This window comes from Christiangramia forsetii KT0803 (assembly GCF_000060345.1).
In the GTDB taxonomy this organism is placed as follows: domain Bacteria; phylum Bacteroidota; class Bacteroidia; order Flavobacteriales; family Flavobacteriaceae; genus Christiangramia; species Christiangramia forsetii.
The window spans coordinates 2928098-2950773 of sequence record NC_008571.1; the positions used below are offsets into that span (position 1 = coordinate 2928098).

General features: G+C 38.2%; 35 protein-coding genes. 1 reads left to right on the forward strand and 34 read right to left on the reverse strand.

What is annotated here, in order from left to right:
* Nucleotides 1-43: 43 nt before the first annotated feature.
* The 34 genes from GFO_RS13245 to rpsL form a co-directional block, all read right to left on the reverse strand.
* Nucleotides 44-574 carry a hypothetical protein gene (locus GFO_RS13245; RefSeq protein ID WP_011710668.1) on the reverse strand — a complete coding sequence of 177 codons (531 nt, stop codon included), beginning with the start codon at nucleotides 572-574 and terminating at the stop codon, nucleotides 44-46.
* Between the two features lie 138 nt (nucleotides 575-712).
* Nucleotides 713-1825 (reverse strand): glutamine-hydrolyzing carbamoyl-phosphate synthase small subunit, encoded by a 1113-nt coding sequence (gene carA / locus GFO_RS13250; protein WP_011710669.1) that lies wholly within the window; start codon nucleotides 1823-1825, stop codon nucleotides 713-715.
* 115 nt (nucleotides 1826-1940) lie between these two features.
* Nucleotides 1941-2486 (reverse strand): 50S ribosomal protein L17, encoded by a 546-nt coding sequence (gene rplQ / locus GFO_RS13255; protein ID WP_011710670.1) that lies wholly within the window; start codon nucleotides 2484-2486, stop codon nucleotides 1941-1943.
* 96 nt (nucleotides 2487-2582) lie between these two features.
* Nucleotides 2583-3575, reverse strand: coding sequence for a DNA-directed RNA polymerase subunit alpha (locus GFO_RS13260; RefSeq protein WP_011710671.1), 993 nt, complete (start codon nucleotides 3573-3575; stop codon nucleotides 2583-2585).
* Between the two features lie 22 nt (nucleotides 3576-3597).
* Nucleotides 3598-4203, reverse strand: a complete 606-nt coding sequence (gene rpsD, locus GFO_RS13265; RefSeq protein ID WP_011710672.1) for a 30S ribosomal protein S4 — start codon at nucleotides 4201-4203, stop codon at nucleotides 3598-3600.
* 83 nt (nucleotides 4204-4286) lie between these two features.
* Nucleotides 4287-4688 (reverse strand): 30S ribosomal protein S11, encoded by a 402-nt coding sequence (gene rpsK, locus GFO_RS13270; protein ID WP_011710673.1) that lies wholly within the window; start codon nucleotides 4686-4688, stop codon nucleotides 4287-4289.
* An 8-nt stretch (nucleotides 4689-4696) separates the two neighbouring features.
* Nucleotides 4697-5071: a 30S ribosomal protein S13 gene (gene rpsM / locus GFO_RS13275; RefSeq protein ID WP_011710674.1), complete on the reverse strand. Its 375-nt coding sequence runs from the start codon at nucleotides 5069-5071 to the stop codon at nucleotides 4697-4699.
* A 2-nt stretch (nucleotides 5072-5073) separates the two neighbouring features.
* Nucleotides 5074-5190, reverse strand: a complete 117-nt coding sequence (gene ykgO / locus GFO_RS17595; RefSeq protein WP_010519235.1) for a type B 50S ribosomal protein L36 — start codon at nucleotides 5188-5190, stop codon at nucleotides 5074-5076.
* A 116-nt stretch (nucleotides 5191-5306) separates the two neighbouring features.
* Nucleotides 5307-5522, reverse strand: coding sequence for a translation initiation factor IF-1 (infA, locus tag GFO_RS13280; RefSeq protein WP_011710675.1), 216 nt, complete (start codon nucleotides 5520-5522; stop codon nucleotides 5307-5309).
* Nucleotides 5523-5525: 3 nt separating this feature from the next.
* On the reverse strand, nucleotides 5526-6863 hold the full coding sequence (gene secY / locus GFO_RS13285; protein ID WP_011710676.1) for a preprotein translocase subunit SecY: 1338 nt from the start codon (nucleotides 6861-6863) through the stop codon (nucleotides 5526-5528).
* Between the two features lie 11 nt (nucleotides 6864-6874).
* Nucleotides 6875-7327 carry a 50S ribosomal protein L15 gene (gene rplO / locus GFO_RS13290; RefSeq protein ID WP_011710677.1) on the reverse strand — a complete coding sequence of 151 codons (453 nt, stop codon included), beginning with the start codon at nucleotides 7325-7327 and terminating at the stop codon, nucleotides 6875-6877.
* Between the two features lie 9 nt (nucleotides 7328-7336).
* On the reverse strand, nucleotides 7337-7519 hold the full coding sequence (rpmD, locus tag GFO_RS13295) for a 50S ribosomal protein L30 (RefSeq protein WP_026933557.1): 183 nt from the start codon (nucleotides 7517-7519) through the stop codon (nucleotides 7337-7339).
* A gap of 13 nt (nucleotides 7520-7532) precedes the next feature.
* Complete coding sequence (gene rpsE / locus GFO_RS13300; protein WP_011710679.1) at nucleotides 7533-8057, reverse strand: 30S ribosomal protein S5; 525 nt, start codon at nucleotides 8055-8057, stop codon at nucleotides 7533-7535.
* A 5-nt stretch (nucleotides 8058-8062) separates the two neighbouring features.
* Nucleotides 8063-8419, reverse strand: coding sequence for a 50S ribosomal protein L18 (gene rplR, locus GFO_RS13305; protein WP_011710680.1), 357 nt, complete (start codon nucleotides 8417-8419; stop codon nucleotides 8063-8065).
* Nucleotides 8420-8431: 12 nt separating this feature from the next.
* Complete coding sequence (gene rplF / locus GFO_RS13310; protein ID WP_011710681.1) at nucleotides 8432-8974, reverse strand: 50S ribosomal protein L6; 543 nt, start codon at nucleotides 8972-8974, stop codon at nucleotides 8432-8434.
* A 19-nt stretch (nucleotides 8975-8993) separates the two neighbouring features.
* Nucleotides 8994-9392: a 30S ribosomal protein S8 gene (gene rpsH, locus GFO_RS13315; protein ID WP_011710682.1), complete on the reverse strand. Its 399-nt coding sequence runs from the start codon at nucleotides 9390-9392 to the stop codon at nucleotides 8994-8996.
* A 70-nt stretch (nucleotides 9393-9462) separates the two neighbouring features.
* Nucleotides 9463-9732: a 30S ribosomal protein S14 gene (rpsN, locus tag GFO_RS13320; protein WP_011710683.1), complete on the reverse strand. Its 270-nt coding sequence runs from the start codon at nucleotides 9730-9732 to the stop codon at nucleotides 9463-9465.
* 2 nt (nucleotides 9733-9734) lie between these two features.
* Nucleotides 9735-10286, reverse strand: a complete 552-nt coding sequence (gene rplE / locus GFO_RS13325) for a 50S ribosomal protein L5 (RefSeq protein ID WP_011710684.1) — start codon at nucleotides 10284-10286, stop codon at nucleotides 9735-9737.
* 2 nt (nucleotides 10287-10288) lie between these two features.
* The gene (gene rplX, locus GFO_RS13330; RefSeq protein ID WP_011710685.1) at nucleotides 10289-10600 is read right to left on the reverse strand and encodes a 50S ribosomal protein L24; all 312 of its coding nucleotides are present in this window, start codon (nucleotides 10598-10600) and stop codon (nucleotides 10289-10291) included.
* Nucleotides 10601-10612: 12 nt separating this feature from the next.
* Nucleotides 10613-10981 carry a 50S ribosomal protein L14 gene (gene rplN / locus GFO_RS13335; RefSeq protein ID WP_011710686.1) on the reverse strand — a complete coding sequence of 123 codons (369 nt, stop codon included), beginning with the start codon at nucleotides 10979-10981 and terminating at the stop codon, nucleotides 10613-10615.
* A 2-nt stretch (nucleotides 10982-10983) separates the two neighbouring features.
* Complete coding sequence (rpsQ, locus tag GFO_RS13340; RefSeq protein WP_011710687.1) at nucleotides 10984-11241, reverse strand: 30S ribosomal protein S17; 258 nt, start codon at nucleotides 11239-11241, stop codon at nucleotides 10984-10986.
* 18 nt (nucleotides 11242-11259) lie between these two features.
* On the reverse strand, nucleotides 11260-11451 hold the full coding sequence (rpmC, locus tag GFO_RS13345) for a 50S ribosomal protein L29 (RefSeq protein WP_011710688.1): 192 nt from the start codon (nucleotides 11449-11451) through the stop codon (nucleotides 11260-11262).
* Nucleotides 11452-11461: 10 nt separating this feature from the next.
* A complete protein-coding gene (rplP, locus tag GFO_RS13350; RefSeq protein WP_011710689.1) occupies nucleotides 11462-11881 on the reverse strand; it encodes a 50S ribosomal protein L16 in 420 nt (139 codons plus the stop codon).
* A gap of 20 nt (nucleotides 11882-11901) precedes the next feature.
* On the reverse strand, nucleotides 11902-12621 hold the full coding sequence (gene rpsC / locus GFO_RS13355) for a 30S ribosomal protein S3 (RefSeq protein WP_011710690.1): 720 nt from the start codon (nucleotides 12619-12621) through the stop codon (nucleotides 11902-11904).
* 8 nt (nucleotides 12622-12629) lie between these two features.
* Nucleotides 12630-13037, reverse strand: a complete 408-nt coding sequence (gene rplV / locus GFO_RS13360; protein ID WP_011710691.1) for a 50S ribosomal protein L22 — start codon at nucleotides 13035-13037, stop codon at nucleotides 12630-12632.
* Nucleotides 13038-13042: 5 nt separating this feature from the next.
* On the reverse strand, nucleotides 13043-13321 hold the full coding sequence (gene rpsS, locus GFO_RS13365; protein WP_011710692.1) for a 30S ribosomal protein S19: 279 nt from the start codon (nucleotides 13319-13321) through the stop codon (nucleotides 13043-13045).
* Nucleotides 13322-13324: 3 nt separating this feature from the next.
* Nucleotides 13325-14164, reverse strand: coding sequence for a 50S ribosomal protein L2 (gene rplB, locus GFO_RS13370; RefSeq protein WP_011710693.1), 840 nt, complete (start codon nucleotides 14162-14164; stop codon nucleotides 13325-13327).
* 9 nt (nucleotides 14165-14173) lie between these two features.
* Nucleotides 14174-14464, reverse strand: coding sequence for a 50S ribosomal protein L23 (rplW, locus tag GFO_RS13375; protein WP_011710694.1), 291 nt, complete (start codon nucleotides 14462-14464; stop codon nucleotides 14174-14176).
* A gap of 9 nt (nucleotides 14465-14473) precedes the next feature.
* Nucleotides 14474-15100, reverse strand: coding sequence for a 50S ribosomal protein L4 (rplD, locus tag GFO_RS13380; protein WP_011710695.1), 627 nt, complete (start codon nucleotides 15098-15100; stop codon nucleotides 14474-14476).
* Nucleotides 15100-15711, reverse strand: coding sequence for a 50S ribosomal protein L3 (rplC, locus tag GFO_RS13385; RefSeq protein WP_011710696.1), 612 nt, complete (start codon nucleotides 15709-15711; stop codon nucleotides 15100-15102). Before rplC ends, rplD begins: the two co-directional genes overlap by 1 nt.
* Nucleotides 15712-15920: 209 nt before the next feature.
* Nucleotides 15921-16226 (reverse strand): 30S ribosomal protein S10, encoded by a 306-nt coding sequence (gene rpsJ, locus GFO_RS13390; protein WP_010519396.1) that lies wholly within the window; start codon nucleotides 16224-16226, stop codon nucleotides 15921-15923.
* Between the two features lie 10 nt (nucleotides 16227-16236).
* Complete coding sequence (gene fusA, locus GFO_RS13395; RefSeq protein ID WP_011710697.1) at nucleotides 16237-18348, reverse strand: elongation factor G; 2112 nt, start codon at nucleotides 18346-18348, stop codon at nucleotides 16237-16239.
* A 6-nt stretch (nucleotides 18349-18354) separates the two neighbouring features.
* Nucleotides 18355-18831: a 30S ribosomal protein S7 gene (gene rpsG / locus GFO_RS13400; protein ID WP_011710698.1), complete on the reverse strand. Its 477-nt coding sequence runs from the start codon at nucleotides 18829-18831 to the stop codon at nucleotides 18355-18357.
* Between the two features lie 23 nt (nucleotides 18832-18854).
* A complete protein-coding gene (rpsL, locus tag GFO_RS13405; protein ID WP_010230128.1) occupies nucleotides 18855-19229 on the reverse strand; it encodes a 30S ribosomal protein S12 in 375 nt (124 codons plus the stop codon).
* A 308-nt stretch (nucleotides 19230-19537) separates the two neighbouring features.
* On the opposite strand from rpsL, the gene GFO_RS13410 reads away from it, so the two are divergent.
* Nucleotides 19538-22660: a SusC/RagA family TonB-linked outer membrane protein gene (locus tag GFO_RS13410; RefSeq protein ID WP_011710699.1), complete on the forward strand. Its 3123-nt coding sequence runs from the start codon at nucleotides 19538-19540 to the stop codon at nucleotides 22658-22660.
* Nucleotides 22661-22676: the final 16 nt, after the last annotated feature.

The window sequence follows — 22676 nt, forward strand, 5'->3', positions numbered from 1 at the left end:
TGCGCAATTCCATGTATGGAATTAAGTATGAAGAAGAAAATTATTATTGTGCGACCAACCATCCTAACTGAAACGAAAATAGTGGTTTAACGTAGGTGTCCCCTGAATCATTAAATCCTAAACCAAGCCCCAGGTTTAAATTCAATTTAAATCCGCTTTCATAAACTCTTTGCAATCCCCAGGCTGGGCCTACAAATGCGCCGTAATCATTTTCATAATCCAAATCACCTATTATTGCATTGCCGCTGGTTACAGAAGCGATACCGGTAATATAGTTAGCCGAATTCTCTGAAGTTTTTTTACCCTTATCCGCTCTTTTTTCGAAATTATAATAATAACGATATTGAGCCTCAAAGCCTGGATAAATACCATAGGCTTCCCCGAATAAAGAAGAATATTGATACGTGAATCCAATTCCAAGATTTAAATCTATGGTTGACCGATCTGAAACTGAAAATTCATATTCGGCTGAAGGAGCTAATAAATTTAGAGAGAATTGATTATTTGTAGTTGTTTCCTGAGAAAATATATTCAGACTTGCTATTAATGCCAGAACAAATAAGAAATGCTTCATTTTAATATCTAGATAGGACGAAGATTCAAAGCTAGCCGAATATACCTAATTGGCAAATTTTATTTTAGTTCTAAGAGTAACCAAAAAAAAAGCCGAAATCGAGATTCCGGCTTTTCTATATTTATATAATTTTTGTTTCTAAGCTTTCACTGATTTGATTCGATCTATAAACTCATCAAACAAGTAACTGGCATCATGTGGTCCAGGACTTGCTTCCGGGTGATACTGCACAGAAAAAGTATTTTTGTTTTTCATAGCCAACCCTCCAACTGTACCGTCATTAAGACATATATGTGTAACTTCTACATCAGGATGTGCTTCAGTTTGATCTTTGTCTACTGAAAAACCGTGATTTTGAGACGTGATTTCACCTTTACCACTCACCATATTCTTTACAGGATGATTTATCCCTCGGTGTCCGTGATGCATTTTATAGGTTTTAATTCCGTTTGCTATCGCTATAATCTGGTGACCAAGGCAGATTCCGAATAAGGGATGATCCTTTTCAATAATAGTCTTTGTAACGTTGATTGCACTCTCCAAAGGTTGCGGATCCCCAGGTCCGTTAGAAAGGAAGTATCCATCAGGATTCCATTCTTTCATTTCTTCATAGGTAGCATTGTAAGGAAACACTTTTATATAGGCATCCCTTTCAGAGAGATTTCTAAGAATATTAGTTTTAATACCTACATCCAAGGCTGCAATCCTGTAGGTCGCATTTTCATCACCAAAGTAGTACGCCTCTTTAGTAGAAACTTTAGAAGCCAATTCCAGTCCGTTCATATTTGGCACTTCTGCCAATTGTTTTTTAAGACCTTCAATATTTGTCACATCAGAAGAAATTATAGCGTTCATAGCACCGTTTTCTCTAATATAAGTCACCAAAGCCCTGGTATCTACATCTGAAATAGCGAAAATATTATTTTCATTCAGAAACTCCTCCAGCGTTCTATCTGATGCCGGCCTGGATTCTGTATAACTAAAATTCTTACAGATAAGCCCCGATATTTTAGCAGTATTGGATTCATTTTCCCTTTCACTGGTTCCATAATTACCAATATGAGCATTGGTGGTCACCATTAATTGTCCATAATAAGAAGGATCTGTAAAGATCTCCTGGTAACCTGTCATTCCCGTATTAAAACAAACTTCTCCTACGGCGCTACCTTCCTTATTTCCGACTGATTTTCCATAAAAAATGGTTCCATCTTCAAGTAAGATGATCGCTTTACGTTTAGCCTGATATTTCATAGTTGTGATATAGTTGATGCTGCGGCAAATTTAATAATTTATTTATTGGGTATAAAAAAAGGATAAACTATTAAAGCTTATCCTTTTAAAATTTAGGCGGTAATAAGAATCATTGTTATTCCTCTTTTTTATCGTCCTTTTTTTCTTCAGCCTTTGGCTCTTTAGCTTTAGGCTCTTCTTTTTTCGTTTCTTTAGCAGAAGCTTCTTTAGGCTCGGCAGTAGAAGCTGTATCTTCAGTCTTCTTCTTACCAGCACGACGAGTAGATTTTTTCTTCTTAGGCTTCTCTCCTACATTGTAGGTTTCATTAAAGTCTACAAGTTCTACCAATGCCATTTCTGCAGCATCCCCAAGACGACTACCAAGTTTGATAACTCTGGTATAACCTCCCGGGCGATCTCCTACTTTAGGAGCTACTTCACGAAATAATTCGCTTACAGCTTCTTTACTTCTAAGCTTACTAAACACAAGACGTCTGTTGTGAGTAGTATCGTTCTTACATTTAGTAACTAGAGGCTCTACAAATACTTTAAGAGCTTTAGCTTTAGCTACCGTTGTATTGATACGTTTATGCTCAATTAGGGAACATGCCATATTCGCAAGCATAGCTTTACGATGTGCAGTTTGTCTACCTAAGTGGTTTATTTTCTTTCCGTGTCTCATGACATTTTATGTTTCATCATCTTGCTACAACTCATTTTGAGGAGCAAATTATGACGGTTATTTATTTTAAATCCCAGTTAAGAATTGAATCCTGAACTAGTCTTTATCTAATTTATATTTTGAAAGGTCCATTCCAAAGTTCAAACCTTTATTGCTTACAAGCTCTTCCAATTCAGTAAGTGATTTTTTACCGAAATTTCTAAACTTCATCAAATCGTTCTTATTATAAGAAACAAGGTCTCCCAAAGTATCAACTTCAGCTGCTTTAAGACAGTTCAATGCTCTTACTGAAAGATCCATATCTACCAACTTCGTCTTAAGAAGTTGTCTCATATGAAGAGATTCTTCATCGTAAGTTTCAGTTTGGGCAATTTCATCTGCTTCAAGAGTGATACGCTCATCAGAGAATAACATGAAGTGATGTATAAGTGTCTTAGCTGCTTCGGTTAAAGCATCTTTTGGATGAATAGAACCATCACTGATAATTTCAAATACCAGTTTTTCGTAGTCAGTCTTCTGCTCAACACGAAAGTTTTCGATACTATATTTTACATTCTTAATAGGAGTGTAAATAGAATCTACGAAAATCGTTCCTAGAGGAGCATTGGCTTTTTTGTTTTCTTCAGCCGGAACATAACCTCTACCTTTCTCGATAGTGATCTCCATGTTCAAGCTAACTTTCTTATCCATGTGACAGATTACCTGATCTGGATTAAGAACCTGAAATCCTGAAATGAATTTCTGGAAGTGACCGGCAGTTAATTGCTCTTCTCCTGAAACCGAAATAGTAACCGATTCATTATCGATCTCATCGATTTGTCTCTTGAATCTTACTTGTTTAAGATTCAGGATAATTTCAGTTACGTCTTCCACTACACCTGCAATGGTAGAGAATTCGTGATCTACACCTTCAATTCTTACTGAAGTGATCGCGAAACCTTCCAAAGAAGATAAAAGCACTCGTCTTAAAGCGTTACCAACAGTTAATCCATAACCAGGCTCCAAAGGGCGAAATTCAAATTTCCCTTCGAAATCGGTTGAATCAATCATTATAACTTTATCGGGCTTCTGAAAATTTAGTATTGCCATATTTCGACTTCTGTGTGAATTATTATTTCGAATATAATTCGACTATAAATTGCTCGTTAATGTTTTCAGGAATCTGAACTCTTCCAGGAACAGCTACGAAAGTACCTTCTTTCTTTTCTGAATTCCATGAAATCCATTCGTAAACACTGCTGTTATTTGATAGTGATTCCTGTACCACAGCAAGTGATTTAGATTTTTCTCTAACTCCAACAACGTCACCAGCTTTTAGGTGATAAGAAGGAATGTTTACCAATTCCCCATTTACAGTGATATGACGGTGACCAACTAACTGACGGGCAGCTCTTCTTGAAGGTGCTACACCCATACGGTACACTACATTATCTAAACGAGATTCGCAAAGTTGAAGAAGAACCTCACCAGTAATTCCCTGGGCACGGGTAGCTTTTTCAAACATGTTACGGAATTGACGCTCAAGAATACCATACGTATACTTGGCTTTTTGCTTCTCCATTAACTGGATAGCATATTCTGATTTTTTTCCACGACGACGGTTATTACCGTGCTGTCCCGGAGGATAATTTCTTTTTTCGAAAGATTTGTCGTCTCCAAAAATAGCTTCACCGAATTTACGGGCTATTTTAGTTTTTGGACCTGTATATCTTGCCATTACTATAGTTATTTTAGAAAGGGATTATGAATTAAGGCATAAGTCCTTCGATAATCTAAATCCTCTCTTATTATTAAAATTTATTAAACTCTACGTCTCTTTGGTGGACGACAACCGTTGTGTGGAAGTGGAGTAATATCGATAATTTCAGTAACTTCGATACCACTATTGTGAACTGCTCTTATTGCAGATTCTCTACCGTTTCCAGGACCTTTTACATAAACCTTCACTTTACGCATACCTGCCTCATGTGCTACTTTCGAAGCATCTTCAGCAGCTAATTGTGCAGCGTAAGGAGTATTTTTCTTAGATCCTCTAAAGCCCATCTTACCTGCAGACGACCATGCAACAACATCTCCCTTTTTGTTGGTAAGAGAAATAATAATGTTGTTAAAAGAAGCAGTTACGTGTGCTTCACCGTTGGATTCAACGACTACTTTACGTTTTTTCTGAGTTTTAGCTTTTGGATTTGCTTTCTTTGCCATACTACTTACTATTTAGTCGCTTTTTTCTTGTTAGCAACTGTTTTTCTTCTTCCTTTTCTGGTTCTGGAGTTGTTCTTAGTTCTTTGACCTCTTAATGGAAGTCCAGCTCTGTGACGAATTCCTCTATAGCATCCAATGTCCATAAGACGTTTGATACTAATTTGAACTTCAGTACGTAATTCTCCTTCAATTGTAAACTGACCAACAGCCTCACGGATTTTACCAATCTCGTCATCGTCCCAATCTGAGACTTTCTTACTCTCGTCTACTTTAGCTTGTGCAAGTATCTCCTGAGCCCTGCTTCTGCCAATTCCGAAGATATAGGTCAATGCTATAACCCCTCGCTTTTGTTTAGGTATATCTACCCCTGCAATTCTTGCCATAATTAGCCTTGTCTTTGTTTAAATCTAGGATTCTTTTTGTTAATTACGTAAAGGCGCCCTTTTCTGCGTACAATTTTGCAGTCGGCACTTCTCTTTTTTATTGATGCTCTAACTTTCATCTTATCTCTTTTTTATTCACCGGCAGAGTCTTAACTCATTCTGTGAAATTTTAGCCGTCATAAATTTTTCAGAGTGCAAAAGTATAAAAAATTTATAAAAGGCTGAAAATTACTTTTTAGTATCTGTAAGTTATTCGAGCCTTAGTTAAATCGTAAGGACTCATTTCCAGTTTTACTTTATCTCCAGGAAGTAATTTTATATAATGCATACGCATTTTTCCGGAGATGTGTGCAGTCACCACGTGACCATTTTCCAATTCTACACGAAACATAGCATTAGACAATGCCTCAATGATAGTTCCGTCTTGTTCGATTGCTGCTTGCTTTGCCATAATTTAAGCTACTGCTTTTCTGTTTTTACCTGTTTTCATTAATCCATCATAGTGTCTATTCAGCAAGTAAGAATTTACCTGTTGCATAGTATCTATTGCAACTCCAACCATAATTAAAAGCGAAGTACCTCCAAAGAATAACGCCCAGTTCTGTTGTACACCCAACAGTTGAACAACTATCGCAGGGAACACTGCAATAAGAGCCAGGAATATAGATCCCGGAAGGGTTATCTGAGACATAATACGATCTAAATATTCAGAAGTTTCACCTCCCGGACGAATACCAGGAATAAATCCACCACTTCTTTTAAGATCGTCAGCCATTTTATTTGTTGGAACTGTGATCGCAGTATAGAAATATGTAAATATTATAATCAATAATGCAAACACTAGATTATACCAAAATCCGAAAATATTCTGAAATGCAGCAGTTACACCCTGAGCAGTATCTGAGTCTGATAGACCAGCTACAGCCACAGGAATAAACATAATCGCCTGAGCAAAGATGATAGGCATAACCCCTGATGCATTCAGTTTTAACGGTATATATTGTCTTGATCCGAAAACATTCTTTTCATATCCGCCTGAAGCAGATCTCCTGGCATACTGCACAGGAATTTGACGTACTGCCATAACCAGCATTACTGAAGCCATTATAATGGCAAACCAGATAACTAATTCTATCAGTATCATTACAAGACCACCATTCGATTCAAATACTCTTGAAGCGAATTCCTGAATAAAGGCTTGTGGCAGTGTGGCAATAATACCAACCATAATCAATAATGAAATACCGTTACCAATACCTTTATCTGTGATCTTCTCACCAAGCCACATCGCGAAAATAGTACCTGTAGTAAGTATAATTACTGATGATACCACAAATGTTAGATTATCGCCTAACAAAAATGCTTCACCTGGTAAGGTCGCAAACAGGTTATAGATATAACCTGGCCCCTGTACAAGGGTAATCGCAATGGTAAGCCAACGTGTGATCTGATTAATCTTCTTACGCCCGCTTTCTCCTTCTTTCTGAAGCTTCTGAAGATAAGGAATCGCAATTCCCATCAGCTGCACCACAATGGAAGCAGAAATATAGGGCATGATCCCCAGTGCAAAAACCGATGCATTTGAGAATGCACCTCCGGTAAAAGCATTAAGAAGCCCTAATAATCCACCATCCGTTTGGGTAGCCAGATTAGAAAGCTGAGCGGCATCAATTCCGGGAAGCACAACCTGTGCCCCAAAACGATAAACCAAAAGCAAACCGAGGGTAACTAAAATTCTATTTTTTAGCTCCTCGATTTTCCAAATATTTTGAATCGTATTGATGAATTTCATTTGATTATCTATTATAAAGTAACAACTTCACCTCCGGCAGCTTCAATAGCTTCTTTCGCTGAGGCCGTAAATTTATGAACAGATATTTTCAACTTAGCCTTTAATTCACCTCTACCTAATATCTTAACAAGCTCGTTTCTTCCGGCAAGACCGTTTTCAACCAACACGTCCATATCAACTGTATCCTTAATTCTTCCTTCATCTACCAGGTTCTGTAATGTATCCAGGTTAATTCCCTGATATACTTTACGGTTTCTGTTAGTGAATCCAAATTTTGGAACACGTCTCTGAAGTGGCATCTGCCCACCTTCAAAACCAATCTTTTTAGAATAACCTGAACGTGACTTGGCACCTTTGTGACCTCTGGTAGCGGTTCCACCTTTACCAGATCCTTCACCACGACCAATACGCTTGCTATTCTTTCTAACTGAACCTTCTGCAGGTTTTAAGTTACTTAAATCCATGAGAGATTATTATTTTGTTTCTTCTACAGAAACTAAGTGTTTAACTTTATTTACCATACCAAGGATGTTTGGCGTATCGTCATGCTCAACCGTTTGACCAATCTTCTTCAATCCTAAAGATTCAAGAACTAATTTTTGGTTCTTCGTGCGGTTGATGGCACTTTTTACTTTTGTGACTTTTATCTTTCCCATCTTATTCCTTGATTTATCCTTTAAAAACCTTTTCCAATGAAACGCCTCTCTGTTTCGCAACAGTTTCAGCACTTCTTAATTGTAGTAAGGCATCAAAAGTAGCTTTTACAACATTGTGAGGGTTTGAAGATCCCTGGTTCTTAGAAAGTACATCATGTACCCCAACAGATTCCAATACTGCACGAATCGCACCACCAGCAATAATACCGGTACCGGCAGCAGCTGGAAGAAGCATTACTCTTGCTCCACCATACTTACCTTTTTGTTCGTGCGGTAAAGTTCCTTTGTGTAAAGGGATGCGTACCAGATTTTTCTTAGCATCTTCTACCGCTTTAGAAATAGCGTCTGCAACTTCCTTGGATTTTCCAAGTCCTTGTCCAACAACACCATTTTCATCTCCAACTACAACAATAGCAGAGAATCCAAATGCTCTACCACCTTTTGTAACCTTAGTAACACGTTGTACTCCAACCAAACGATCCTTTAATTCAAGACCTCCTGGTTTTACATGTTCTACGTTTTTATAATCTTGATACATATTTTCTAGAATTTTAGTCCTCCCTCGCGAGCACCTTCTGCTAATGATTTAACTCTACCGTGATATAAATAACCACCTCTATCAAAAGAAATAGTATCTATTCCGGCTTTTTTCGCCTTCTCAGCAATGGTTTTTCCAACCATTTGAGCCTGCTCTTTTCTATCTGCAGAAGCAGAAGCGATATCCTTATCTCTTGAAGAAGCTGATGCCAAAGTTTTACCTTCAACGTCATCGATAATCTGAGCATAAATTTCTTTATTGCTTCTAAAAACAGATAATCTAGGACGGCTTGTTGTTCCAACGATATCCTTACGGATACGTTTTCTAATTTTATTTCTTCTATCTAATTTTGATAATGCCATAACTAAACTTTATTAAGCTGATTTACCTGCTTTTCTTCTCAATTGCTCTCCAACAAACTTGATACCTTTACCTTTATATGGTTCTGGTGCTCTGAATGAACGGATTTTAGCTGCAACCTGTCCAACAAGTTGTTTATCATGAGAAGTTACCTTTACGATCGGGTTCTTACCTTTTTCTGAGATAGTCTCCACCTTAACTTCGGGAGCCAAATCTAGCACAATATTATGGGAATAACCAACAGCAAGATCTAACTTGTTCCCCTGGTTCGTAGCACGGTAACCTACACCTACCAATTCAAGTGATTTAGTGTAACCGTTTGTAACCCCTTCAATCATATTGTTTACCAAAGCACGGTACAAACCATGTTTAGCTTTCTGATCACTTTTTTCTGAAGAACGCTCAAAAGTAATAACATTATCTTCGATTTTAACATCGATATCTCTTATCTCTTGCTTAAGCTCTCCTAACTTTCCTTTTACCGTTACAACACCATCTTTGTGATCTACTGTCACACCTTCTGGAATTGTAACTGGGCTTTTACCTATTCTTGACATTTCTTTAGTCTTTTAAGTATTAGTATACGTAGCACAATACCTCGCCACCAACTTTATTCGCTTTCGCTTGTTTTCCAGTCATTACTCCGTGAGAAGTAGAAACAACCGCAATACCAAGACCATTAAGGATTCTTGGAATTTCAGTTGATCCAGCGTATTTACGTAAACCAGGTTTACTTATTCTCTGGATCTTCTTAATTACCGGCTCTTTAGTAAGTTTATCGTACTTAAGAGCGATCTTGATAGTTCCCTGAGCGGTAGTATCTTCGAATTTATAACTAAGAATATATCCCTGATCGAATAATATCTTTGTGATCTCTTTTTTAACATTGGAAGCAGGAATTTCCACTACTCTGTGGTTCGCAGCATTTGCATTCCTGATTCTTGTTAAGTAATCTGCAATAGGATCTGTATTCATTTATCTTTATTTGCGAATGTGGTTTTCAATCCCGATAGCTATCGGGAGAACCTTCATTCAATTTATAATTTTACCAGCTTGCTTTCTTAACTCCTGGGATAAGACCTTGATTAGCCATTTCTCTGAACATTACACGAGAAAGACCAAATTGTCTCATATACCCTTTAGGTCTACCTGTTAATTTACATCTGTTATGCAAACGAACCGGAGAAGAATTCTTTGGTAGTTTCTGTAGGCCTTCGTAATCACCAGCTTCTTTTAAAGCGGCTCTTTTTTCAGCATACTTCTTCACCAATTTCTGTCTTTTCACCTCACGGGCTTTCATTGATTCTTTAGCCATAATTAGTTCTTTTTAAAAGGTAATCCTAGTTCTGTTAACAATGCTTTTGCTTCCTTATCGGTATCAGCAGTGGTAACAAATGTGATATCCATACCAGCGATTCTATTCACTGCATCAATATCTATCTCAGGGAAGATGATTTGCTCTGTCACCCCAAGGTTATAGTTACCTCTACCATCAAATCCATTAGATTTGATTCCGTTAAAATCACGTACACGTGGTAACGCACTAGTGATTAATCTATCTAAGAATTCATACATTCTATATCCGCGTAAAGTAACTTTTGCTCCAATTGGCATTCCCTTACGCAGCTTAAACGATGCAACATCCTTTTTCGAAATAGTAGAAACGGCCTTTTGACCGCTAATAGCTGAAAGTTCGTCGATAGCATGGTCGATAAGTTTCTTATCTGCCACTGCTCCACCAACTCCACGGCTAATTACTATTTTCGTAAGTTTTGGCACCTCCATTATATTGGAGTAGCTGAATTCTTCCTTAAGAGCACTTTTCACTCTCTCGTTATATTCCTGTCTAAGTCTTGGTACGTATGCCATAACTATATTACTTCATTAGATTTTTTAGAAAATCTCACTTTCTTTCCATCTTCTTCTTTATAACCAACTCTGGTTGTATCACCATTCTTATCGATTAGTGAAAGATTAGAAATATGGATAGGAGCTTCTTTCTCCTTAATACCACCTTGTGGATTAGAAGCACTTGGCTTCTCATGTTTAGAGATCATATTAACCCCTTCCACAATGGCTTTGTTCTTTTCAATAAGTACCTTCTGCACTTTACCTTCCTGACCTTTATGGTCTCCAGCAATTACACGAACGGTATCTCCTGATTTTATCTTAAGCTTTGTCATCTTTTTAATGTATTAAAGCACTTCTGGTGCCAATGATACAATTTTCATGAATTGCTTATCACGAAGCTCACGAGCTACAGGACCAAAAACACGGGTTCCGCGCATTTCTCCCTGAGGACCTAACAATACACATGCATTATCATCAAAACGAATATAAGATCCGTCTGGTCTGCGAACTTCTTTCCTGGTACGAACAACAACTGCTGTTGAAACTGCACCCTTCTTGATACTTCCGTTAGGGGTAGCTTCTTTTACACTGACAACTATCTTGTCTCCAACAGATGCGTATCTTTTCTTTGTACCTCCTAATACACGGATTGCTAAAACTTCTTTAGCCCCGGTATTATCTGCTACTTTTAGTCTGGACTCTTGTTGTACCATGGTTATTTAGCTCTTTCAATTATTTCTACTAGTCTCCAAGTCTTGGATTTACTTAAAGGTCGTGTTTCCATGATCTTTACAGTATCACCTTCGTTGCAGTCGTTATTTTCGTCGTGGGCTACGTATTTTTTCGTTTTTAAAACGAATTTTCCATACATAGGATGTTTTACTTTTTTCACTTCAGAAACCACTATGGATTTCTGCATTTTGTTACTTGTAACAACTCCTACACGCTCTTTTCTTAAGTTTCTTTTTTCCATCTTTCAGCAGAATAACAATTATTGTTGTTCTCTTTTAGTTAACTCTGTAGCTAATCTCGCCACATCTCTTCTTACAGTTCTTAACTGTATTGGATTTTCCAAAGGCGAAACAGCGTGAGCCATTTTCAAATCTGAATAAGCTTTTCTAGACTTACCAAGCTCTTCTTGCAATTCTGCAACAGACAATTCTTTTACTTCTGATTGTTTCATAATTCCAATATTATTCTTGATAATCTCTAGCTACTACAAATTTAGTTCTCACAGGAAGTTTTTGCGCTGCAAGACGTAATGCCTCTTTAGCCACGTCCATTGGTACACCACCAATTTCGAACATGATTCTTCCTGGTTTTACCACAGCTGCCCAATATTCAACCGCACCTTTACCTTTACCCATACGTACTTCAAGAGGTTTCTTTGTGATAGGCTTATCCGGGAAAATTTTGATCCAGATAGATCCTTCTCTTTTCATATAACGGGTAGCGGCGATACGCGCTGCTTCTATTTGACGTGCAGTAACAAAACTGGAATCCATAGATTTGATTCCGAAGGTACCGTTAGAAAGTCTGTGCCCTCTTTGAGACAAACCTTTCATACGGCCTTTCTGTTGCTTACGGTATTTTGTTCTTTTAGGTTGTAACATTTTTTCTTTACTTTAAAAAATTACTTTCTACGACGTGATTTGTTACCACCTCGTCCGGCTCCGGACTTCTTACCTTGATTTTTCGCAAGGCCAACAAGAGGCGAAAGCTCTCTTTTTCCGTATACCTCACCTTTCATGATCCATACTTTAACACCCAATCTACCATAAGTAGTGTGTGCTTCAACTAAAGCATAGTCAATATCAGCCCTAAAAGTAGACAATGGAATTCTTCCATCTTTGTATGATTCTGAACGTGCCATTTCAGCACCATTTAAACGTCCGGAAATCTCTATTTTGATTCCTTCAGCATTCATTCTCATTGCAGCCGCGATAGCCATTTTAATTGCACGACGGTAAGAGATACGATTCTCAATTTGTCTGGCAACACTCGCACCCACAAGGTGAGCATCAAGTTCTGGCCTCTTAATCTCAAAGATGTTTATTTGAACTTCCTTGTCGGTAATCTTTTTTAGCTCTTCCTTAAGCTTGTCTACCTCCTGACCACCTTTCCCGATAATAATACCAGGTCTAGCAGTAGTGATAGTAACGGTTACAAGCTTAAGCGTGCGCTCGATGATTACACGCGATACACTCGCTTTAGAAAGACGAGCATGGATATACTTTCTAATCTTATCGTCTTCGGCTAACTTATCGCCGTAATCATTACCTCCGTACCAGTTGGATTCCCAACCTCTAATGATACCAAGGCGATTCCCGATTGGATTTGTTTTTTGTCCCATACTATCTCTTAGCTTTGTGTATTATTGTTTGCTCCAAGCACCAATGTAACGTGGTTGGATCTCTTTCTAATTCGGTGTGCACGACCCTGTGGAGCTGGACGAAGTCTTTTTAACATACTTCCTCCGTCTACACGAATCTCTTTCACAAATAATTCAGCTTCTTCAAGATTTGCATCCTCATTCTTAGCTTGCCAGTTGGCAATTGCTGAAACCAATAGTTTCTCTAAGCGATTTGAAGCTTCTTTCTTGCTGAATTTTAAAATATGAAGCGCTTTTTCTACTTTTTCACCTCTTACTAAATCCGCCATAAGACGCATTTTTCTAGGTGAAGTAGGGCAGTTATTTAACTTTGCAAAAGCTACCTGTTTCTTGGCTTCTTTTATTTGCTCTGCTCTTTCTCTTTTACGAACTCCCATAGCTTCTATTTTCTACCTTTATTTTTTGCACCTGCATGTCCTCTGAAAGAACGCGTTGGTGAAAATTCTCCTAGTTTATGACCTACCATGTTTTCAGTTACATAAACAGGAACAAATTGTTTCCCGTTGTGTACTGCAATAGTTTGCCCTACAAAGTCTGGAGTAATCATAGAAGCTCTAGACCAGGTTTTGATCACGGCTTTCTTTCCTGACTCAACATTCTGAGCCACTTTTTGTTCCAGTTTGTAATGAACGAAAGGTCCTTTTTTTAATGAACGTGCCATATCTTATTTTTTCTTTCTAGTCTTTCTACGTTCTACAATATATTTATTACTCGCTTTCGTTCTTGAACGGGTCTTAAATCCTTTAGCAGGAAGACCTTTTCTTGAACGTGGGTGACCTCCAGAAGCTCTACCTTCACCACCACCCATTGGGTGATCTACAGGGTTCATAGCTACTGGTCTTGTTCTTGGACGGATACCCAACCATCTGCTTCTACCGGCTTTACCACCGATCATAAGCTGATGATCACTGTTAGAAACAGCTCCTATAGTCGCCATACATAAAGCAAGAACTCTACGAATCTCACCTGAAGGCAATTTGATAGTAGCATACTTTCCTTCTCTTGCCAATAATTGAGCAAAAGCACCAGCACTACGCGCCATTACAGCACCTTGTCCAGGTCTTAGCTCTATACAAGAGATCACAGTACCAAGCGGAATGTTAGCCAAAGGCATCGCATTTCCAATTTCAGGAGTTGCAGCTTCATTACTAGAAACTACATTTTGATCTACCTGAAGCCCGTTTTGAGCAATAATATACCTTTTCTCACCATCTTGATAATTCAATAATGCGATAAAAGCCGTTCTGTTTGGATCGTATTCTATACTAGCGACAGTTGCAGGAATTCCCTGCTTGTCACGTTTAAAATCGATAACTCGGTAACGTTTCTTATGACCACCACCCTTATAGCGCATGGTCATCTTACCTTGACTGTTTCTACCACCTGATTTTTTTATCGGCGCCAATAGGCTTTTCTCCGGCTTATCAGTAGTAATGGCGTCATACCCATTAACTACTCTAAAACGCTGACCAGGTGTAATTGGTTTTAATTTTCTAACTGACATTCTTTAATCTTAAAGATTACTATATAAATCAATAGTTTCACCTTCCGCCACCTGTACTACTGCTTTTTTATAAGCCTTAGTTTTACCAGTGATCATACCAGATTTTGTGAATTTGGTATTACGATCCGGACGGACATTCATAGTTCGAACTTTAGTAACAGACACGCCATAAGCAGATTCGATCGAATCTTTGATCTGAATCTTATTTGCCTTGTTACTTACCACAAAAGTAAAGCGATTATTCATCTCGCTATCTGCGGTAGCTTTTTCTGTAATAACAGGTTTTATTAAGATGCTCATAACGGTTTATTAACTTAATTTCGACTCAATTCCTTCTAAAGAACCTTCTAAAAAGACGATGCTTTTCGCATTAAGTATTTTGTAAGTACTTAATTCTGAACTACTTATCACTTCAGAGGTCTTTAAATTGCGCGACGACAAATATACATTTTTATTTGAATCGCCCAACACTATTAGAGATTTTTTACTTTCAATACCCAGAGCCTTAAGAACTTCCGTGAAGTTTTTAGTCTTAGGAGTATCGAATGAAAAATCTTCTATTACCATAATTGCCTTATCATTTGCTTTAATAGAAAGCGCAGATTTTCTAGCAAGACGCTTAAGGTTTTTATTCAATTTAAAACCGTAATTTCTTGGTCTTGGTCCAAAAACACGTCCACCACCTTTAAAGATAGGAGACTTGATACTACCTGCTCTTGCAGTACCAGTACCTTTTTGTTTTTTGATCTTACGAGTAGAACCCTTGATCTCTGCTCTTTCTTTAGCTTTATGAGTTCCCTGACGCTGGTTAGCCAGGTATTGTTTAACATCAAGATAAACAGCGTGGTCATTAGGCTCTATAGCGAAAACAGAATCAGAAAGCTTTGCTTTTCTGCCCGTTTCTTTTCCTTTTATATCTAAAACTGCTATTTCCATTACTTACTAATGATTACGTATGAGTTTTTAGATCCAGGCACACATCCTTTTATAACTAAAAGATTCTTGTCTGCAACAACCTTTAAAACTCTCAGGTTTTCAATTTTAACTCTTTCTCCACCCATTCTACCGGCCATCTTCATTCCCTTGAAAACTCTCGCAGGATAAGACGCTGCTCCAATAGAACCTGGTGCTCTTAATCTGTTGTGCTGACCGTGAGTGGCCTGCCCAACTCCTCCAAATCCGTGTCTCTTAACAACACCCTGGAAACCTTTACCTTTAGATGTACCTGCGATATCCACAAATTCACCTTCTTTGAAATGTTCCACGGTAACAGAGTCACCTAATTTGTAATCTTCATTATAACCCTGGAATTCAACGACTTTACGTTTTGCAACGGTTCCTGCTTTTTTAGCGTGCCCTTCGGCAGCTTTACCAACAGTCTTTTTGTCATCGAAACCAAGTTGAAGTGCTTCATACCCGTCAACCTCTTTGGTTCTGACTTGGGTAACCACGCATGGTCCAGCTTGTATCACGGTACATGGGATATTCTTCCCATTCTCGTCGAAGATACTGGTCATGCCGATCTTTTTTCCTATTAACCCAGACATATTTAATTAATTATTAATTGTTTACTTATTTAAAAAACTAAGGGCTGAAAAACACATTCAGCCCTGAATTGTATTTTTCACCGTTTTTCCTTCGCGAAACGCTTAGGACATGTTTTTTGAAAGTTAAAAACTTTCGAGAGATCCCTCCCTTGTCGGGATGGATACTTCAAAACTTTTGTTTCGCCTCAGCTCACAAAAGCCAAGAATTATCACACCTTAATCTCTACCTCTACACCACTTGGCAATTCAAGCTTCATCAACGCATCAATCGTTTTTGAAGAAGAGCTATAAATATCAAGCAATCTCTTGTAAGAGCTTAACTCGAACTGCTCTCTGGATTTCTTGTTCACGTGAGGTGAACGAAGAACAGTAAAGATTTTTTTGTTTGTTGGTAACGGAATTGGTCCGGTAACAACAGCTCCCGTAGTCTTTACGGTTTTTACGATTTTCTCAGCAGACTTGTCTACCAGGTTATGATCGTAAGATTTTAGTTTTATTCTGATTTTTTGACTCATTTCCTTAAGATTATTCGTTTGCTGCTCCTTTAGCTGCTTTGATTACTTCTTCAGAAATATTAGAAGGAGTTTCAGCATAGTGAGAGAATTCCATAGTTGAAGTTGCTCTACCCGATGAAAGTGTTCTTAATGTAGTTACATATCCGAACATTTCAGAAAGTGGTACTTCAGCTTTGATTACTTTCGCTCCAGATCTGTCTGACATATTGTTTACCTGACCTCTTCTTCTGTTAAGGTCACCAACAATATCACCCATATTTTCTTCCGGAGTTACCACTTCTACTTTCATGATTGGCTCAAGGATTACAGCTCCTGCTTTTTTAGCAGCATCCTTATACCCCATTTTAGCAGCCAATTCAAAAGAAAGTTGATCTGAATCCACAGGGTGGAAAGAACCATCCTTAAGTGTTACTTTCAAAGAATCCATTGTAAATCCTGCAAGAGGACCATTCTTCATAGCTTCTTTGAATCCTTTCTCTACAGAAGGAACAAATTCTTTAGGAATACGACCACCTTTAATTACGTCTACGAATTGAAGACCAGTACCTTCGAAATCTTCATCAATTGGTCCCATTTCGAAAACAATATCAGCAAACTTACCACGACCACCAGACTGTTTCTTATAAACTTCTCTGTGATCTGCGCTTTTTGTAATAGTTTCTTTGTACTCTACCTGAGGCTCACCAACATTAACTTCAACTTTAAACTCACGCTTCATACGATCAATAATAATCTCCAGGTGAAGTTCACCCATACCAGAGATAATTGTTTGACCAGAATTTTCGTCAGTTTTAACTGTAAAAGTTGGATCCTCTTCAGCTAACTTACCAAGAGCCATTCCCATTTTCTCCACATCAGCCTTAGTTTTAGGCTCCACAGCGATACCGATTACCGGCGCAGGGAAAGACATAGATTCAAGAACAATTGGGTGCTTCATATCTGTAAGCGTATCTCCCGTTTTAATATCCTTAAATCCTACTGCAGCTCCAATATCTCCAGCCTCGATACTATCTATAGGCTCTTGTTTATTAGAGTGCATCTGGTAAATTCTTGAAATACGCTCTTTCTTACCAGAACGAACGTTCAACACGTAAGAACCAGCATCCAGCGTACCTGAATACGCACGGAAAAATGCCAAACGACCTACGAAAGGATCGGTAGCAATTTTAAATGCAAGCGCAGCAAATGGAGAATCAACATGAGGCTTACGACTTTCTTCTTCGCCCGTATCTGGGTTAGTACCTTCAATCGCCTCCACATCTGCCGGAGAAGGAAGGTAACGCATCACAGCGTCAAGCATTGCCTGAACACCTTTATTTTTAAATGCAGAACCACACATCATTGGAATGATGCTCATATCTATAGTAGCAGCTCTTAATGCAGCGATAATTTCATCTTCAGTAATAGAACTTTCGTCCTCGAAGAATTTTTCCATCAGCGCTTCATCATATTCAGCAACCGCTTCTACTAATTCTGCACGGTATTTATTTACATCGTCTAAAAGCTCTTCAGGAATTTCGATAGTATCATAGGTCATCCCATGATCTTCATCATTCCATATAATAGCTTTCTTAGAAATAAGATCAACCACACCTTTAAAGTCAATTTCATCACCGATTGGAACCTGAAGAGGTACCGGGTTACCACCTAGCATTTCTCTTACCTGACGACAAACGTTGAAAAAATCTGCTCCCTGACGGTCCATTTTATTAACGAAACCTAGACGTGGAACTCTATATTTATCTGCCTGTCTCCATACAGTTTCAGACTGAGGCTCCACCCCATCTACTGCAGAAAACAACGCAACAACACCATCAAGTACACGTAAAGAACGCTCTACCTCTACGGTAAAATCAACGTGACCGGGTGTATCTATAATATTAACTGTAAATTCTTGATCACGGTACATCCACTTACAGTGTGTAGCCGCAGAAGTAATCGTGATACCACGCTCCTGCTCCTGCTCCATCCAGTCCATAGTAGCAGCACCATCATGAACTTCACCTATTTTGTGACTTATACCTGTATAATAAAGGATACGCTCTGTTGTTGTGGTTTTACCCGCATCAATATGAGCCGCAATTCCGATATTTCTAGTAAATTTTAAATCTCTTTGTGCCATGTTGTTTTAGAATCTAAAGTGAGAGAATGCTTTGTTAGCTTCAGCCATCTTATGAGTATCAACTCTTTTCTTAACAGCAGCTCCTTCTTCTTTTGCGGCAGCAAGAACTTCAGCAGCTAATTTACCAGCCATTGATTTCTCGTTTCTCTTACGCGAAAAGCTAATTAACCACTTCATAGCAGTAGATACTTTACGATCTGGTCTTATCTGCATTGGAATTTGAAAAGTTGCACCTCCAACACGTCTGCTTCTCACTTCAACGTGAGGCATTACGTTAGAAAGAGCATCTTTCCAGATCTCTAATCCAGTTTTCTCTTCGTCTTGTTTCTTTTCATCCACGATCGCGATAGCGTCATAGAAAATTTTAAAGGCAACAGATTTCTTACCATCCCACATCATCATGTTCACAAAACGTGTAACAAGCTGATCGTTAAATTTTGGATCTGGTAAAAGAGGTCGTTTTTTCGCCTGTCTTTTTCTCATTTCTTTACATTAAAAGTTTTTAATTACTTCTTAGGGCGTTTTGCTCCGTATTTAGACCTACGCTGAGTTCTACCTTCAACACCGGCAGTATCTAGCGCACCACGTACAATGTGGTATCTAACACCAGGCAAATCTTTTACCCTTCCACCTCTAACCAATACTATCGAGTGCTCCTGTAGATTGTGTCCTTCACCCGGAATGTAGGCATTCACCTCTTTTCCGTTAGTCAACCTTACCCTGGCCACTTTTCTCATAGCCGAGTTTGGTTTCTTAGGAGTTGTTGTGTACACACGTGTACAAACACCTCTCCTTTGAGGGCACGAATCCAAAGCAGCCGATTTACTCTTCTTGGTTATTTTGGCTCTTCCTTTTCGTACTAATTGTGAAATTGTTGGCATAATTTCCTATACACTAATTATTAATAAAATTTACTCCCCTGTTTTTTAGGGTCTGCAAAGGTAGAAATAAAAAAGTATAATTCAAATATTATCGCAATTATTTAATTTAGAATTGCTTAAAATAGAATTTTATATAAAGACCAGAAATTACATAAGAGTTAAGCAGTCTTTGCATGTTGATTTAAGGAGTAAGCGCTAAATAAAAAAACATCATCGTTTTAACATAAATGTTAAGTTTATATAAAATTACCTTGTATTATTAACTTTTAATTAGCATTTTTGAAAAGGCTAATTCAAATTAAGTTAAAATGAAAGTAAAATTACGTAGTATTCTAACGCTTATACTGGCGTTAGTAGTGCAAATAAGTTTTGCACAGGAAACAACCATTACCGGTACGGTATCAGGAGAAGACGGTCTCCCCCTGCCAGGTGTAAATGTCCTCAAAAAGGGAACTTCGACAGGTACACAAACGGATTTTGATGGAAATTATTCCATTGAGGCAGCAGAAGGAGATATTCTTGTATTTTCATTTTTAGGAATGGAGTCCCAGGAATATACTATTGGGTCTGTAAACATTGTAGATGTAACTATGGCTACCGACGCAGCATCTTTAGATGAAGTTGTGGTTGTAGCATACGGAACTTCTAGCCTAGAAGCTTTTACAGGTTCCGCCAGTGTTATAGGTTCCCAGGAGCTTGCATCGCGAAACGTTACATCACCTATCGCAGCCATAGAAGGTAAAGCAACCGGAGTTCAATTCACGTCTCCAGCCGGACCAGGTGATTCCCCAGGAATTGTAATAAGAGGTGTTGGTACCCTTAATGGCGATACCGACCCTTTATACATAGTGGACGGCATGCAATTTGAAGGAAGTTTAAGTTCTATCAACCAGGAAGACATTGCATCTTTCACAATCCTTAAGGATGCAGCATCTACTTCTTTATACGGTTCAAGAGCTGCTAACGGAGTTGTAATAATTACAACGAAATCAGGAACTAAGGGGGAAATTAAAATGAGTGTTTCAGCTCAATCCGGCTTAGTATCTAACGGTATACCACGATATGACCAGGTTTCACCGGGAGAATATTACGAGGTAATGTGGGAGGCTCTTAAAAATTCAAGTGCGGGTGATGGTGATCCTGAATTTGCTAGTGCCAATATCTACAACCAGTTAGGTTACAACCCATTTAACGTTCCTAATGATCAAATTGTAGGCGTTAACGGTCAATTAAATCCAAATGCCGAGGTTATCTATCAAAGTTTAGATTGGTTTAATCAACTTCAGCAAACTGGATTGAGAACAAATTATAATATGAATGTTTCTGCCGGTGGTGAAGATCATACCGTATTTTTCTCGGCATCTTATTTAGATGAAGAGAGTTATGTAGTTACATCTGGTTTTGATCGTTTGACCGCAAGATTAAATGGGGAATTTGACGTGAACGACCGAATCACAATTGGAGGTAGCGCAAATATTACCATTTCCGAAGCTGTTGGACCAAGTTCTGCAGGGACAGGAAGCATTGTAAATCCCTTTAGTTTCGCACAGGGTATTGGTTCTATTTATCCAGTGTACGTTAACGACCTACAGGGAAATATTGTAACAGATAATTTTGGTGCTCCTGTATTTGATAACGGTGAAGGATTCTCAGAATTTAATATTGGATCACGCCCAGTGAATCAGGGACGCCATGCACTTCAGGAACTACTATTAAATAACGAAAGCGATAGAGATAATACATATGGCTTTAGATTTTTTGGAGAGCTGGAGGTATTTGACGGTCTAAACTTTAGATTGAATTACGGTAGAGATATCAATGAACTTTTTGAAAGAGAATACGAAAATGCTATCATCGGAGATGCTCAACCAGACGGAAGACTTAGTGAAGATCGCGCTCGAAGAGAGGTAGAGAATTTCAATCAACTTCTTACCTACTCAAAAAGATTTGGTAAGCACAATCTTGACTTTACTGCTGGGCACGAAAGTTTTGAAAGATCTATTTCAAATCTTTCAGCTTTAGCTACCGTACAGGCAGCCAATGGAATCTATGAATTTGCAAACTTCTCAAACATCGTTGACTTAGACGGTGCTACATTCGATAAGGCTATTGAAGGTTACTTTTTTAGAGCCAATTATAATTTTGATGATAAATACTATATAAGTGGTTCAATAAGACGTGATGGATCGTCTGTCTTCAATGCCGATAAAAGGTGGGGAACTTTTTATTCTGTAGGTGGATCCTGGAGAATAGACCAGGAAAACTTTATGGATGATGTTTCTTTCATAGATAAATTAAAGCTGAGAGCTTCTTACGGAGAAGTGGGTAATGATGATCTTTTAGACAGCTATTTATCACAGGCGAGATTTTCCATTACTTCAAATGCCGCAAGACCCGCAATACTTTTTACAGATATTGGAAATACAAACTTACAATGGGAAACAATTGAAAGCTTTGATGTTGCGCTTGAGTTTGGATTATTCAACAACTTCTTAGATGGTTCAATTGAATACTATAAGAAAAATTCTAGTGATCTGCTTTACAATTTACCGATTGCCCTAAGTAATGGTCTAAATGAGTTTCCAGTTAATCTTGGAGATATGTACAATTCGGGTTGGGAATTTGCAGTTACCGGTCATTTAATGAACCAGAATGATTTTTTCTGGGACTTGACCTTACAAGCTTCTACATTCAAAAATGAAATTACCTCTTTACCAGATCCATTTATTACCGGATCTAAGAGATGGGCAGCAGGACGTTCTAGATTCGATTTCTTTTTGTTAAGAACTGCGGGAGTAGACCCGGAGAATGGTGACCAATTATTCTTTTTATACGAGCAGGATGAAGACGGAGAAAGCGTACCTGTTAGAAATGCAGACGGTAGCATCCAGACTACAAATGACTGGCAGGAGACAGAAAGAGCTTATACCGGTGATTCCTCAATTCCAGATCTACTTGGCTCTGTGGCTAATAGCTTTAGATATAAAGGATTTAATTTAGATTTTCTGATTACCTATGGTATTGGTGGTAGTGTTCTTGATAATGCTTATGCTGATTTAATGCACAGCGGATCTTACGGTAGTTCTCTTCATCCTGATATTCTAAATGCGTGGAGACAACCCGGTGACATTACAGATGTACCAAGACTTGAAAATGGTAATCCTAATTTAGTTCGTACGCAATCAGATAGATTTATAACCGATGCTTCCTTTTGGTCTTTGAAGAATGTTAATTTAGGATACAATTTTGATAATAACACAACAGATGCTCTTGGGTTGGATGACCTCAGGATTTCAATTACAGGTGAAAACTTATACCTAAACAGCGAAAGAAAAGGATTAGATCCGCAATACAATTTGGCAGGAACAGCGCCAGGAGATGATTTCTCTCCAGCAAGAATAATTTCATTAGGCTTAAACCTATCTTTCTAATAATAAAAAAATTACA

Bases quoted from the DNA above. Each gene is read 5' to 3' on its own strand.
- rplN (WP_011710686.1), bottom strand. From the start codon at position 10,981: ATGGTACAACAAGAGTCCAGACTAAAAGTAGCAGATAATACCGGGGCT.
- infA (WP_011710675.1), bottom strand. From the start codon at position 5,522: ATGGCAAAGCAAGCAGCAATCGAACAAGACGGAACTATCATTGAGGCA.
- rpsC (WP_011710690.1), bottom strand. From the start codon at position 12,621: ATGGGACAAAAAACAAATCCAATCGGGAATCGCCTTGGTATCATTAGA.
- rpsL (WP_010230128.1), bottom strand. From the start codon at position 19,229: ATGCCAACAATTTCACAATTAGTACGAAAAGGAAGAGCCAAAATAACC.
- GFO_RS13260 (WP_011710671.1), bottom strand. From the start codon at position 3,575: ATGGCAATACTAAATTTTCAGAAGCCCGATAAAGTTATAATGATTGAT.
- secY (WP_011710676.1), bottom strand. From the start codon at position 6,863: ATGAAATTCATCAATACGATTCAAAATATTTGGAAAATCGAGGAGCTA.
- rpsS (WP_011710692.1), bottom strand. From the start codon at position 13,321: ATGGCACGTTCATTAAAAAAAGGACCTTTCGTTCATTACAAACTGGAA.
- rplO (WP_011710677.1), bottom strand. From the start codon at position 7,327: ATGGATTTAAGTAACTTAAAACCTGCAGAAGGTTCAGTTAGAAAGAAT.
- rpsQ (WP_011710687.1), bottom strand. From the start codon at position 11,241: ATGGAAAAAAGAAACTTAAGAAAAGAGCGTGTAGGAGTTGTTACAAGT.
- rpsK (WP_011710673.1), bottom strand. From the start codon at position 4,688: ATGGCAAAGAAAGCAAATCCAAAAGCTAAAACTCAGAAAAAACGTAAA.
- rpsJ (WP_010519396.1), bottom strand. From the start codon at position 16,226: ATGAGTCAAAAAATCAGAATAAAACTAAAATCTTACGATCATAACCTG.
- rplW (WP_011710694.1), bottom strand. From the start codon at position 14,464: ATGAGCATCTTAATAAAACCTGTTATTACAGAAAAAGCTACCGCAGAT.
- rpsD (WP_011710672.1), bottom strand. From the start codon at position 4,203: ATGGCAAGATATACAGGTCCAAAAACTAAAATAGCCCGTAAATTCGGT.
- GFO_RS13245 (WP_011710668.1), bottom strand. From the start codon at position 574: ATGAAGCATTTCTTATTTGTTCTGGCATTAATAGCAAGTCTGAATATA.
- carA (WP_011710669.1), bottom strand. From the start codon at position 1,825: ATGAAATATCAGGCTAAACGTAAAGCGATCATCTTACTTGAAGATGGA.
- rpsN (WP_011710683.1), bottom strand. From the start codon at position 9,732: ATGGCTAAAGAATCAATGAAAGCCCGTGAGGTGAAAAGACAGAAATTG.
- rpsH (WP_011710682.1), bottom strand. From the start codon at position 9,392: ATGAATACAGATCCTATTGCAGATTACTTAACAAGAATCAGGAATGCA.
- rpmD (WP_026933557.1), bottom strand. From the start codon at position 7,519: ATGGGAAAGATAAAAGTCACAAAAGTAAAAAGTGCCATCAACCGCACG.
- rplR (WP_011710680.1), bottom strand. From the start codon at position 8,419: ATGGCATTATCAAAATTAGATAGAAGAAATAAAATTAGAAAACGTATC.
- rplC (WP_011710696.1), bottom strand. From the start codon at position 15,711: ATGTCTGGGTTAATAGGAAAAAAGATCGGCATGACCAGTATCTTCGAC.
- rplB (WP_011710693.1), bottom strand. From the start codon at position 14,164: ATGTCAGTTAGAAAATTAAAACCAATTACACCTGGTCAGCGTTTTAGA.
- GFO_RS13410 (WP_011710699.1), top strand. From the start codon at position 19,538: ATGAAAGTAAAATTACGTAGTATTCTAACGCTTATACTGGCGTTAGTA.
- rpsM (WP_011710674.1), bottom strand. From the start codon at position 5,071: ATGGCAAGAATTGCAGGGGTAGATATACCTAAACAAAAGCGAGGGGTT.
- rplV (WP_011710691.1), bottom strand. From the start codon at position 13,037: ATGGGAGTTCGTAAAAGAGAAAGAGCAGAGCAAATAAAAGAAGCCAAG.
- rplX (WP_011710685.1), bottom strand. From the start codon at position 10,600: ATGACAAAGCTTAAGATAAAATCAGGAGATACCGTTCGTGTAATTGCT.
- rpsG (WP_011710698.1), bottom strand. From the start codon at position 18,831: ATGAGAAAAAGACAGGCGAAAAAACGACCTCTTTTACCAGATCCAAAA.
- rpmC (WP_011710688.1), bottom strand. From the start codon at position 11,451: ATGAAACAATCAGAAGTAAAAGAATTGTCTGTTGCAGAATTGCAAGAA.
- ykgO (WP_010519235.1), bottom strand. From the start codon at position 5,190: ATGAAAGTTAGAGCATCAATAAAAAAGAGAAGTGCCGACTGCAAAATT.
- rpsE (WP_011710679.1), bottom strand. From the start codon at position 8,057: ATGTATCAAGATTATAAAAACGTAGAACATGTAAAACCAGGAGGTCTT.
- rplF (WP_011710681.1), bottom strand. From the start codon at position 8,974: ATGTCAAGAATAGGTAAAAGCCCAGTTACAATTCCAGAAGGTGTGACA.
- rplE (WP_011710684.1), bottom strand. From the start codon at position 10,286: ATGGCATACGTACCAAGACTTAGACAGGAATATAACGAGAGAGTGAAA.
- rplD (WP_011710695.1), bottom strand. From the start codon at position 15,100: ATGGAAATAGCAGTTTTAGATATAAAAGGAAAAGAAACGGGCAGAAAA.
- rplP (WP_011710689.1), bottom strand. From the start codon at position 11,881: ATGTTACAACCTAAAAGAACAAAATACCGTAAGCAACAGAAAGGCCGT.
- fusA (WP_011710697.1), bottom strand. From the start codon at position 18,348: ATGGCACAAAGAGATTTAAAATTTACTAGAAATATCGGAATTGCGGCT.
- rplQ (WP_011710670.1), bottom strand. From the start codon at position 2,486: ATGAGACACGGAAAGAAAATAAACCACTTAGGTAGACAAACTGCACAT.